An 11,911-nucleotide genomic window follows, 5' to 3' on the forward strand; every position below is an offset into this window, starting at 1 on the left:
CGCACCCGTGAGCGCCCGACCCCGAAAAAATCCCGAAGGCGCGCTGAGGATCGGCTTCCGTCATCCGTTTCACCGACCCATGCTTTTCTCCCCATGCTCGACCTCACCGTCATCCGCGAGAACCCCGAACGCGTCCGGCAGGCGATGCGTGACAAAGGCATCGCCTCCGTCGAGGTGGTCGATGCCGTACTGGCCACCGACGCTCGCCGGCGCGAGACGCTGACCGAGCTTCAGGCAGCCCAAACCCGGGCGAACGTCATCTCGAAGCAGATCGGGGGGCTCATGCGGGAGGGCAGGCGCGACGAAGCGCAGGAGATCATCGCCGAGACGGGGCGGCTGAAGGAACGCATCAAGGCGCTCGAAGAGGCGGCGCGCGAGGCCGAGGCCGCCCTCGAAAAGCTCCTCCTGGAGATCCCGAACCTTCCGCACCCGAGCGTGCCCGTGGGCCGCACGCCCGAGGACAACGTGGTTATCCACGAGGAAGGCGCGATTCCGGCGTTCGACTTCGAGCCGCTGCCGCACTGGGCGCTCGCCGCGAAGCACGGCCTGATCGACTTCGAGCGCGGCGCGAAGGTGACCGGCGCGGGCTTCCCGTTCTATGTGGGGAAAGGGGCGCGCCTCCAACGCGCCCTCCTCAACTTCTTCCTCGACCTCGCCGTGACCGAAGGCGGCTATACGGAGATGCAGCCGCCGTACGTGGTCAACGCCGACAGCGCCACCGGCACGGGACAACTGCCCGACAAGGAGGACCTGATGTACGAGATCCCGCGCGACGGGCTGTACCTCATCCCCACCGCCGAGGTCCCGGTGACGAATTTCTTCCGGGGCGAGATCCTCGAAGAGGCCGCGCTTCCGGTCACGTTTTGCGCGTACACGCCGTGTTTTCGACGCGAGGCGGGGTCGTACGGCAAAGAGGTGCGCGGGCTCAACCGTCTCCATCAGTTCGACAAGGTCGAGCTCGTCCGCTTCGTGCATCCGGAGACGAGCTACGACGCCCTCGAGACGCTCCGCGAGGATGCCGAACGCCCCCTCCGCCGCCTCGGGCTGCCATACCGGCGATTGCTCATGTGCACCGGCGACATGGGCTTCACGCAGGCCAAGAAGTATGACCTCGAGGTGTGGAGCGCCGGACAGAAGCGCTGGCTGGAGGTCTCGTCGATCTCGAACTTCGAGGCGTTTCAGGCGCGGCGCATGCAGATCCGCTACCGCCCCGCCGACGGCGGCAAGCCCGTGGTGCTCCACACGCTCAACGGCAGCGGCCTCGCCTTTCCCCGCATCGTCGCCGCCCTCCTCGAACAGCATCAACAGGCCGACGGCAGCATCCTCATCCCCGAAGCCCTCCGCCCGTACACCGGCTTCGACCGCATCGGGTGAGGGCAGGGGTTCGCCGTCATTGAGCGCACACCCACACACCCACACAATCCACCCTCCTCAAAAAAACTCGCCTCACTGAGACCACGCGTTCGGCAGGCGATCCCATCGGTGGAGGCGGAGGCGTTCGTGGAGGGCGCCCGGAAGGGGCCCCGCGTCGCTGCAGGCCATGTTGGCCTCCACGTGCCGGAGCTTGCGCATGCCGGGGATGACCGTGCTCACACGCGCGTCGTTGAGGATGAACCGGAGCGCCATCTCGGGCAGCGTCATGCCCTCGGGAAGGATCGCCTTCAGCCGCTCGGCCCGCTCGACGCTCGGGATGAGGTTCTCCGGCACGAAATACGTGTTTCGCCAGTCCCCTTCGGGCCACGTGCTGTCTTTCGTCAGATTGCCCGTGAGCGTCCCCTCATCGAACGGGACGCGCGCGATGACCGCCACATCCTGCTCCGCGCACGCCGGGAACAGCTCATCCTCCGGGTTCTGATCGAAGATATTATAGATGACCTGTACGGCGTCGACGTGGCCGCTTCGGACGGCGCGGATGCCGTTCCAGGGCTCCCACCGATTGATGCTGATGCCGACGGCGTCGAAGAGCCCCTGACGCTTGAGGTCGTCCATCTTCCGCACCCACCGGTCGTCGTCCACCCAGTCGTCTTCCCACACGTGAAACTGCACGAGGTCGAAGCGGTCGATGCCGGCGTGCTCGAGGCTCTCGTGCACGCGCTGTTCGATGTAGTCCGGCGGGAAGCATGCGTCGAGCGGATAGCCCCGGCGGCTCGGCCATTTGAAGTTTTTCGGGGGGACCTTCGTGGCCGTATAGAGGGTCTTGCCGGGGTTGGCGCGAACGAGTTCGCCGAGGAGGCGCTCGCTGTGGCCGCTGCCGTACGCCCACGCGGTGTCGAAAAAGTTGCACCCGAGGTCGACGGCGCGCTGAAGGGATCGGAGCGACTCCTCGTCGTCCGAGCCGGCCCATCCGGCCATGCCCCACATGCCGTACCCGATCTCGCTCGTCTCCAGGCCCGTGCGTCCAAAACGTCGATGTTTCATGCGATTCCTCGATGGATGGTCAAAGGTTTTCGGCGGTGCGTCCGGTGTCCGCGTGCAGGCGGGCGAGCACTTCTTCGGCGGCGCGTTCGCCGGAGCGGACGGCCCCGTCGAGGTAGCCGTTCCAGACGGTCGCCGTCTCGGTCCCGGCCCAGTGGAGACGGCCTTCGGGCGCGCGGAGGAGGTTGCCGTAGGCCGTCATCACGCCGGGCGGCATCAGCCCCACATAGCAGCCCGCGGACCACGGCTCGGCGGCCCAGTCGTGGTCGAGGTAGTGAACGGGGCGGGCGGCTTTCGGGCCGAAGAAGCGGGTGAAGCGGTCGAGCACGACGGCGCGGCGCTCGGCCGGGTCGCGGCCGCTCCACGCGCGCGCGCTCCGTCCCGCCATGAAGCCGAGGAGGGCCCCGTACGCGCCCTCCGGCGGTCCGTCGTCGAAGATGACCTTGACGGGGTCCTCGTCGCACACGACCTCGCCCGACCACCCTTCTTCCCGCCAGAAGGGGGTCTCATAGACGGCGATGCATTTGATGACCGAGCCCATCGGCAGGCGCTGAAGGAGCTGTACGCGTCGGGGCGAGAGGGCGGGGCGGAAGTCGATCCGCCCGACGAGCGCCGGCGGCACGGCGAGCACGGCAAAGTCCGCCGAGAAGGCGCCGGCGTCGGTGCGGGCCGTCACGCCGTGCGCCGACCGTTCGAGCGCGCGGACCGGCGCGGCGAGGTGCACCCGCTCGCCGAGGGCATGGGCGAGCCGTTCGGCGATCTGTTGCACGCCGCCCCGGATGCGCGTCTGCTGGGCGCCGTCGCGGATCTGCGAGAGCCGCATGAGGCCGCCGCCGGAGCGGAGGTAAAAGAGGAAGTGGAGGAAGGAGAGGTCTCCCGGCTCCGCCGCGAAGATCGCCTCGACGCCCACGTCGAAGACGGCGCGGGCGTGCTTCGTCTTGAGGAAGCGCCGTTTCCACGTCTCCACCGTCATGGCGTCCCATTCGGCGGCGCGGGGCGCTTCGTGCGGCGCCTCGAGCGGGACCTCGGCGGCGAGTGCGTCGAGGCGGGAGAAGACGCGGTGGAGGTCGAGCAGGCTCAGCGGCGGCAGCGACGGGATCTCGCCCCGGTACGTCCGACGCGCGCCGCACACCTGCAGCTGTTTGCGTCCCGCCTCGTATTGCGGAAACGTGTCGAGGCCGAGGCTTTCGACGAGGGCGAGGATGCGGTCCTGCGTCGGCCCGACCCACTGCCCGCCGAGGTCGAGGGCCGGACCGTCGTCGAGCGTATGGACGAGCGTCCGCCCGCCGACGCGGTCGCGGGCTTCGAGCACGCGCACCGTCGCGCCCGCCTCCGTGAGCCGCCGCGCCGCCGTCAGTCCCGCCGGCCCCGCCCCGACGATGAGCACGTCCGTTCGATCCTGCGCCGTCGTATGCGTCATGAGATATTGCGTTGGGGCGTTTTAACGAATGGCGACCGCCAGCGTATCGTGATGCCGCGCGATGAGGGAGCGGAGGTACGGGCTGATCTGAAAGACGCTCTCGAAGCCTGCCGCCTTCGCCGCTCGATCCTCCTCTTCGAGCGGCACGTCGGCGCTCTCGGCGAAGTGCTTGAGGTCGCGGTAAAAGCCAAGCGTGAACAGATCGACGGCTCCGCCCCGGTCCCGCACGAAGATCAGGTTCGGCGGGTGGTTCATCGCCGCATAATACCGGTTCTCCATCTCCCGCTGTTCGTACAGTTCGGCGCGCTTGCCCGGCAGCGCCTCGAACATCTCGACGTGGAAGAAGCCCATCCCCTCGAAGCGCGCCCGGAGCGTGTCGAGCGGGGGGCCATAGACGAAGAGGTCCTCTTGCCATGCCGCGCGTTCGCCGAGCGCTTCGGCAAAGGCGGCGTCGGCCTCCGCGTGCGCCTCCCGCCGCGCGATGCGGTCCGGATGATAGTACGCCGCATAGCTCTCCATCGGAAAGATCAGCAGGAGGTCCCACTGGTCGCCCTGACTGTGGCGCATCCAGAACGGGGCGGCTTCCCCGCGCGCGGCGAGCGCCTCCCGGCGAGCCGTGTAGAGGTCGATCAGGTCGAGGAGTCGCCCCGGCGCGGCGCGCACGAGCGTCACCCGGTAGAGATAGCCCGGCGGCTCCGACGCGGGAACCACCGTGACGGGCGTCGGAGCCGGGAGCACGGCAAGCAGGCAAAACAAAACGAGCATCGTTTCCTCCGGGATGGTTCGCCGGAAGCTACGCAGACCGAGGCACGCATACAATCCCGCAAGAGGCCGCCTCGTCCTTGCCGCGCCGCGCTTTTCGACAAGCTTTCGCCTCGGGCTTGGAAAGGAGCCTGCCAAGTGTGTATTATTCACAACTTAAAAGGGAAAAGCCTCCGTCGCCTGACAGAGAGACGACGGCGCGATGCCCCACCCTGCAGGAACGGCTCCTGTCCACGCGATCTCAGCTCCCCACACCGCCATGCGCAAGCTCTCCATCGGAATCATCGACGTCGCTTCCCGCACGGGCCATCAGAACTTGTACGGCCGCGTCATGCGGGCGAATCTGACGAGCATCATGCCGCAGGTCATCGCCGTGTGGTGCGAGGAACAGGGGCACGAGGTCTCGCTGACGGTTCACAACGGCCCCAACCCGCTGCTCGACCCGCTGCCGGACGACCTCGACCTCGTCATCATCGGCGCGTTCACGCAGTCGGCGCAGGTCGCCTATGCGCTGAGCAACTATTACCGCGCGAAAGGCGCCGTGACGGCTCTCGGCGGTCCCCACTCGCGGTGCTACCCTGAAGACGCCGCCCGGTACTTCGACTACGTGCTCGGCTTCACCGACCGGGCCGTCCTCGACGACATGCTCCGGGATTGCGCGCCGCATCGTCCCGAGGGCGTCTACCTCTCCGCCGACCGGCAGCCGGCGCAGCTGCCCAGCGTGCGCGCGCGGTGGAAATACGTCGAGCGGCTCATGGAGAAGGCCCCGCTCATCCAGGTCGTCGCCATGCTCGGCAGCCTCGGATGTCCGTACACGTGCAGCTTCTGCGTCGATTCGGTGGTGCCCTATCAGCCCCTCGACTTCGACGAGATGAAGGCCGACCTTCGCTTCGTCCGCGAAAAGATGAAGCGCCCCATCGTCGGCTGGCATGACCCCAACTTCGGCGTCCGCTTCAACGACTATCTCGACGCCATCGAGGAGGCCGTCCCGCCCGGAAGCGTGGAGTTCATCGCCGAGAGCACCCTCTCGCTCCTGTCCGAGCCGAACGTGAAGCGCCTGAAGAAAAACGGCTTCAAGGCCATCCTGCCCGGCATCGAGTCGTGGTATGACATGGGCTACAAGACGAAGACCGGCAAGACCCTCGGGCGCGACAAGGTGTTGCAGGTGTCCGACCAGGTCAACATGATCCTGAGCCATCTGCCCTATCTGCAGGCCAACTTCGTCCTCGGCCTCGACTGCGACGAAGGCGACGGGCCCTTCGAACTGACGAAGCTCTTCCTCGACCGCGCGCCCGGCGCTTTCCCCGCCTACTCCATGCTCACCGCCTTCGGGCGAAGCGCCCCGCTCAACCTCGAATACCAGCGCCAGGATCGCGTCCTCCCCTTTCCCTTCCACTTCCTCAACAACAACGGCGCGATGAACGTCCGCCCGAAAAATTACGACTGGCCCGACTTCTACGACCGGATGATCGACCTCCATCGCCATTCGTTCTCTCGCCGCGCCATCGCGCGTCGCATGAAGGCGAACCGGGGCTGGATCCCGAAGACGATGAACGTGATCCGCGCCGTCACCTTCGAAGGCTGGGGAAAGATCCGGTATTTCACCGAGGTGCGGCGGCTGCTCGACGAGGATCGGGCGTTCCGCGCGTTCTTCGAACAGGAAACGACCGAGATCCCGTCGTTCTTCACCGAACAGATCCGAAAAGACCTGGGCTGGCTGTGGGACTGGCTCCCCGAGGGCGCCCTCGACCACGACCCGTATGCCTACCTCAAGTCCGACGGCGTCCTCACGCCGGGCATCGCGACGGTGTGAGGCGCCCGGGAGGCGAACCCAACCGTCTTGTGGCTCATGGCTTCGATCAACCTCATCCTCGGACTGAGCAACGTCTTTTGCGCCGCGCTGGTGATCGGGCTGTCTCTGCCCTTGCTCCGGGGCAAGGTCAAGCGCAATCTCTTCTACGGGATGCGCTTCGCGAAGTCGTTCGAATCGGAGGAGTTGTGGTGCGAAATCAACGCCTACGGCGCCCGTCGCATGATCTTCTGGTCGCTCGTCCTGCTCGTCATCGGAGGAATCGCCTTCTTCGTTCCGCTGGAGGGCCACACCCTGCGGACGCTCCTCTTCGCCTTCGCGCCGTTGCTCTACCTGATTCCGACCCTTGAGACGTACCGATACGCCCGGAAACTCTGAGCCTTTGCGCGAAGCCCGTGTCGGGGGTTTGCCTACGTCACGATACGTACTTTACCGGCAGCACCGGGCCGCCCGATTGTTTATCATAACCCCTGCAAGTCCCTCTCATGCTTCACGTCTGAGAGATACACAGCGAGCGGGGCCGTTTGGTGGAGCGGCCCCGCTATTTTTTACCCCCGCCCCTCAATGGAACGTGCACGGCAACGTCTCGGTGCGATGCGTGAAGCGCACCGTCCCCTCGGCGCGGCGCACCTTCACCGCCTGATACGGCACGGCGCGGCCCTCGACCGGGATGCAGTCCTTGTCCGGCCCGTAAAGCACGTAGCTCACCATGACGGTGTCGCCCTTCTGCTCCACCGTCTCCACCTCCACGCCGTATCCGCCCGAGGGCGACGGCACGGCGACGAGCACCACCATCTCCTGCGTGAAGTCCACCTTTTTGAACGGGCCCACCGAATGGAGGCGGCTCCGGTAGGCGTCCCACTCCGCTTCCGTGCGCAGGACCACCTCCGTCGTGTCGGGGAGGGTGCTGTTCGGCCCGAGGCCGATGTTCTCGAACGGCAGCAATTCCGTGTCCTCTACGACGACCTCGGCCTCCGGCCCGCGCCGGCAGCCCCCGGCGAGCACGGCGACCACGAGCCATGCGACGAACAGAACGAGCGTGTATTTCATGGGTTCGTTGATTCGTTGGCGCGTTGGAACGTTCGCCGAAACATACGCTTAGTCGCGCCGAGAATCCCGCGCCTTCCCGTGAATCCTCGGCGCGAAACGACGTCGAAGGGGAGCGGGGGGCAAGCCCCCACGAATACCGGCTCCGGTGAACCCCTCACGGTTCGGCGTCGGCGTTCATCGCGGCCTTGATCGGGCGAAGGCGTTCCGTCTGTCCCCTTCGCCATGCGAAAAAAACGCGGCGCCTATGCGCGATCCGTCACACCCGTTCGATTACGGTCGCCATGCCCTGTCCGACGCCGACGCACAGGGTGCACAGCGCATAGCGTTCGTTCCGGGCTTCGAGTTCGGCGGCGGCGGTGAGGAGCAGTCGGGCGCCGGTCATGCCGAGGGGATGTCCGAGGGCGATGGCGCCGCCGTTCGGGTTCAGGCGCGGGTCGTCGTCGGGCAGGCCCCACTGCCGGATGACGGCGAGGCTCTGTGCGGCGAAGGCCTCGTTGAGTTCGATCACGGCCACATCGTCGAAGGTGAGGCCGGCGCGGGCAAGCGCTTTCCGCGCGGCCTCCACCGGCCCGATGCCCATGATGCGCGGCTCCACGCCGACGACTGCCGAGGAGACGAGGCGCGCCTTCGGGGTCAGGCCGAAACGCGCGGCGGCGTCTTCGGAGGCCAGGAGGAGGGCACACGCGCCGTCGTTGATGCCCGAGGCGTTGCCCGCCGTCACGGCGCCGCCTTCGCGGAAGGCCGGGCGGAGCTTCGCCAGCACCTCCGGCGTCGTGCCCGGGCGGATGAACTCGTCGGCATCGAAGACGAGCGGCGGCGCTTTCCGGCGGGGGACCTCGACGGGCGTGATCTCCCGGGCGAAGCGGCCCCGCGCGCGCGCCGCGGCGGCCTTCGCCTGCGAGCGCGCGGCGAAAAGGTCCTGATCCTCGCGGCTGATGTCGAACATCTCGGCGAGGTTCTCGGCGGTGCATCCCATCGAATCGACGCCGTATTCCGCCGCCATCTTCGGGTTGACGAAGCGCCAGCCGATGCTCGTGTCGAAGAGTTCGGCGTCGCGGCCGAAGGGGCGGCTCGTCTTCGAAAGGACGTACGGCGCGCGCGTCATGTGCTCGACGCCGCCGGCCACGTACAGGTCGCCGTCGCCGAGGCGGAGGGCGCGGGCCGCCTCCACCGCCGCGCTCATGCCGGAGGCGCACAGCCGGTTGACCGTCACGCCGGGCACCGTGGGCGGAAGGCCCGCGAGCAGAAGCGCCATGCGCGCAACGTTGCGGTTGTCCTCGCCCGCCTGATTGGCGCAGCCCAGGTACACGTCGTCCACGGCGGCGGGATCGATGTCCGGGTGGCGTTCGAGGAGCCGCCGGAGCACGAGCGCCGCGAGGTCGTCCGCCCGGACGCCGGAGAGGGCGCCGCCGAACTTGCCGATGGGCGTCCGGAGGCCGTCTATGATAAAGGCTTCTTTCATGTGCGGTGAGAAAAGGTGAGGGAATCGGAAAGGGTCGGGCGCGCCGGGTCAAAAGTGCGCTTGCTTCGTGCGATAGACCGAGCCGCGAAAGACGCCCACGTTCGTGCCGTCGGCGCGCGTGACCGTTACGTGGTAGGCGGCCACCCGGTTCGCGGCGGCGACCTCCTCGGCCACGGCGGTGAGCACGTCGCCGGCGTGCACGGGGGCGGGGTAGAAGATGCTGTTTTCGAGCGCGAGCGCCACGCGTCCCCGCGTGTTCGAGGCGAAGGCGAGGGCGCTGTCGGCCAGCGCATAGGCGATGCCGCCGTGCGCCACGCGAAAACCGTTGAGCATCTCCTCACGCACCGCCATGCGGACCTCCACCCGCCCCGGCGACACCGCCGCCACCTCGATGCCGAGCCACCGGCTGAAGGCGTCGTTCTTCATCATCTGCGCCACGATTCGCTCGGCAAGCTCCTGTTCGGTCATACGGTCGGGGTGGTCTTTCATGAGAGGGGCGGCATACGTTTCCCGGAGGCCTCGTCGTTTCCGAACCCGCACCGCTTACGATCGTTCGTCGGGGAAAAAGGACTGATGGTCGCGGACCATGCGGCGGAGCAGGGGGGAGGGGCGATACCGGGCCTCGCCGTACTCCTCGCACAGGTCGTTCAGCCACGCGAGCACGGTGTCGAGCCCGATCTCATCGGCCCACCGGAGCAGGCCCTTCGGATAGTTGACGCCCTTCGTCATCGCCAGGTCGATGTCCGGGGCGGGCGCGACGCCCCAGAAAACCGCGTCGGCGGCCTCGTTGATGAGCATGGCGAGGATGCGGTTGAGGATCACGGCGCCGAGGGCCGGGCTTTCCACCGCGTCCGGCTCCGCGGCCTCGGGGCCATAGTCATAGTACCCGCGCCCGGTCTTTCGCCCGAGCCGCCCGGCCTCCACCATGCGTTTTTGCGTGAACGAGGGCTTATAGCGCGGCTCATAATAAAAAGCCTCGAAGACGGTCTCGGTCACCTTGAAGTTGACGTCGTTGCCGATGAGGTCCATCAGTTCGAAGGGGCCCATGCGAAAGCCCCCGAGTTCCCGCATGGCCCAGTCGATGGTGGCGGGGTCGGCGATGCCCTCGTCGAGGATGCGGAGCGCTTCGCCGTAGAAGGGCCGCGCCACCCGGTTGACGATGAAGCCGGGCGTATCGCGGGCGAGGACGGTGGTCTTGCCCCAGGCGTCGACGAGGGCGCGGGCGCGCGTCACCGTCTCGTCCGCCGTCATCAGGCCGGGCACGACCTCGACGAGGGGCAGGAGCGGGGCAGGGTTGAAAAAGTGGAGCCCGAGCACGCGCTCGGGCCGCGTGCACGCCGCCGCGATGGACGTGACCGACAGCGACGAGGTGTTCGTGGCGAGGATGGCCTCGGCGTCGGTGAGCGTATCGAGCCGGGCGAAGACCTCCTGCTTGACGGCGAGGTCCTCGACGATGGCTTCGATCACGAGCCCGCATGCCGCCAGCGGCTCCGGCGCGTCCGAGAGGAAAGAGATGCGCCCCAGGATCGCTTCGTCTTCGCCTTCGGACAGCCGTCCTTTTTCGACGAGGCGATGGAGGATGCGGGCAAGGTGTGCGCGGGCTTCGTCGAGGGCGTCGGCGCGGGTGTCGTAGAGGAGCACGGGGTGTCCGAAGGTGGCGGCAATCTGCGCGATGCCGCGTCCCATCGTTCCCGCTCCGAGGACGCCGACGGGCGTGTCACGGGTCAAGGGGTGCGCCATGGGTCGCTCCGTGGGTCTGTGGCCGAAGGGTGCGTAGGGCGGCGCGGCGCTCGGATGGGACCGCGCCGGAAACCAATATACGAGCGCGTCCTACTTCCCGGTGAAGACGGGCGTGCGTTTCTCCAAAAATGCGTTGACGCCTTCCTGGTAGTCATGCGTCCGCCCGGCTTCGCGCTGGAGTTCCTCCTCGAGCTCGAGCTGGGCGTCGAGGTCGTTGGTGAAGGCGCGGTTGAGCCCGCGCTTGGTGAGGCCGAGGCCCCGCGTGGGCATCGCGGCGAGGCGGCGGGCCAGCGTCATGGCCTCCTCCATGAGCGTCTCCGGCGGGCAGACCCTGTAGATCATGCCCATCGCGTGCGCCTCCGTCGCCGGCGCCTTCTCGGCAAGCATCATCATGGCCGTGGCGCGGGCGAGCCCGACGAGCCGGGGGAGGAAGAACGTCCCGCCGCTGTCGGGGATGAGCCCGATCCGGGCGAACGACTGGATGAACGAGGCCCGCTCGGAGGCCAGCACGAAGTCGCACGCCAGCGCCAGGTTGGCCCCGGCCCCGGCGGCCACCCCGTTGACGGCGGCAAGGAACGGTTTCTCGGTATGCCGCACCGCGCGGACGATGGGGTTGTATTGCCGGTGCACGATCTCGCCGAGGTCGGCGGCGGGCGCGCCGTCTTTCGGGAGGACGGCCTGCAGGTCCTGCCCGGCGCAGAAGGCCCGGCCCGCACCCGTCAGAAGCACCGCGCGGACGGCGTCGTCCGCGGCGGCCTGCCCGAGTGCCTCAAGGACCTCGTCGGCCATCGGCCCGTGGAAGCTGTTGAGCACGTCGGGCCGGTTGAGCGTGAGCACGGCCACGCCCTCGTCGATAGCATAGCGGATAAACTGATAGTCCATACGTCGGCCTGCGGATAGGTGAGGGATCGGTTGCCCGGAAAGGTACTACGCGCGACGCGAAACTCGAAATGGAGAAAGCAGGGAAGAGCCGGGCGCCCTTTCCTCAAAGAGGAAGGGGGGGAGCCTTCATCATCGACACGGTGGAGATGCAACGGACGCCTCGGAAATGGGAGCTGCAGGCCGGTTGCGTCGGTAGTTTTGTGTAAAAGGCCGGCTGGATGAAAATATCCACGAGTGAGATTACCTTCGACGGCGGCCGGGGACCCCCTCCCTCCTTCGGAGGACTCCCCCTTGACAAGGGGGAGGGTTATGGAGTGTATTGGAGGCGTCGGAAGGCGGTTCATGCAGGCATGGGAGACCTCCCCTTATG

The 11,911-nt window shown here is 67.4% G+C and carries 11 protein-coding genes; 3 read left to right on the plus strand and 8 right to left on the minus strand.

The features are described 5' to 3' along the window. Window positions 1-93: 93 nt before the first annotated feature. Window positions 94-1,374, plus strand: coding sequence for a serine--tRNA ligase (gene serS / locus AC1HIY_RS11320; protein ID WP_479576846.1), 1,281 nt, complete (start codon window positions 94-96; stop codon window positions 1,372-1,374). 72 nt (window positions 1,375-1,446) lie between these two features. Here the strand turns inward: serS and AC1HIY_RS11325 are convergent, their stop codons facing one another. Genes AC1HIY_RS11325 through AC1HIY_RS11335 form a run of 3 tightly spaced genes read right to left on the minus strand, consistent with a single transcriptional unit; the run spans window position 1,447 to window position 4,600 of the window. Next, window positions 1,447-2,418 (minus strand): aldo/keto reductase, encoded by a 972-nt coding sequence (locus AC1HIY_RS11325; protein ID WP_479576847.1) that lies wholly within the window; start codon window positions 2,416-2,418, stop codon window positions 1,447-1,449. Window positions 2,419-2,437: 19 nt separating this feature from the next. Continuing rightward, complete coding sequence (locus AC1HIY_RS11330; RefSeq protein ID WP_479576848.1) at window positions 2,438-3,835, minus strand: flavin monoamine oxidase family protein; 1,398 nt, start codon at window positions 3,833-3,835, stop codon at window positions 2,438-2,440. Between the two features lie 21 nt (window positions 3,836-3,856). Further along, on the minus strand, window positions 3,857-4,600 hold the full coding sequence (locus tag AC1HIY_RS11335) for a hypothetical protein (RefSeq protein WP_479576849.1): 744 nt from the start codon (window positions 4,598-4,600) through the stop codon (window positions 3,857-3,859). 256 nt (window positions 4,601-4,856) lie between these two features. Here AC1HIY_RS11335 and AC1HIY_RS11340 point away from each other — a divergent pair, with 256 nt between their 5' ends. Continuing rightward, window positions 4,857-6,410 carry a radical SAM protein gene (locus AC1HIY_RS11340; RefSeq protein WP_479576850.1) on the plus strand — a complete coding sequence of 518 codons (1,554 nt, stop codon included), beginning with the start codon at window positions 4,857-4,859 and terminating at the stop codon, window positions 6,408-6,410. A gap of 36 nt (window positions 6,411-6,446) precedes the next feature. Further along, window positions 6,447-6,785, plus strand: coding sequence for an SdpI family protein (locus AC1HIY_RS11345; RefSeq protein ID WP_479576851.1), 339 nt, complete (start codon window positions 6,447-6,449; stop codon window positions 6,783-6,785). A gap of 183 nt (window positions 6,786-6,968) precedes the next feature. Here the strand turns inward: AC1HIY_RS11345 and AC1HIY_RS11350 are convergent, their stop codons facing one another. From AC1HIY_RS11350 to AC1HIY_RS11370, 5 genes are all read right to left on the minus strand, one after another. Then, window positions 6,969-7,457 carry a protease complex subunit PrcB family protein gene (locus tag AC1HIY_RS11350; protein WP_479576852.1) on the minus strand — a complete coding sequence of 163 codons (489 nt, stop codon included), beginning with the start codon at window positions 7,455-7,457 and terminating at the stop codon, window positions 6,969-6,971. A gap of 256 nt (window positions 7,458-7,713) precedes the next feature. Further along, window positions 7,714-8,919: a 3-oxoadipyl-CoA thiolase gene (gene pcaF, locus AC1HIY_RS11355; RefSeq protein ID WP_479576853.1), complete on the minus strand. Its 1,206-nt coding sequence runs from the start codon at window positions 8,917-8,919 to the stop codon at window positions 7,714-7,716. Between the two features lie 48 nt (window positions 8,920-8,967). Next, window positions 8,968-9,387 (minus strand): hotdog fold thioesterase, encoded by a 420-nt coding sequence (locus AC1HIY_RS11360; RefSeq protein WP_479576854.1) that lies wholly within the window; start codon window positions 9,385-9,387, stop codon window positions 8,968-8,970. 75 nt (window positions 9,388-9,462) lie between these two features. Then, on the minus strand, window positions 9,463-10,659 hold the full coding sequence (locus AC1HIY_RS11365) for a 3-hydroxyacyl-CoA dehydrogenase NAD-binding domain-containing protein (RefSeq protein WP_479576855.1): 1,197 nt from the start codon (window positions 10,657-10,659) through the stop codon (window positions 9,463-9,465). Window positions 10,660-10,749: 90 nt separating this feature from the next. Beyond that, window positions 10,750-11,541: an enoyl-CoA hydratase-related protein gene (locus AC1HIY_RS11370; protein ID WP_479576856.1), complete on the minus strand. Its 792-nt coding sequence runs from the start codon at window positions 11,539-11,541 to the stop codon at window positions 10,750-10,752. Window positions 11,542-11,911 lie beyond the last annotated feature (370 nt).

The organism is Rhodocaloribacter sp., assembly GCF_056451265.1.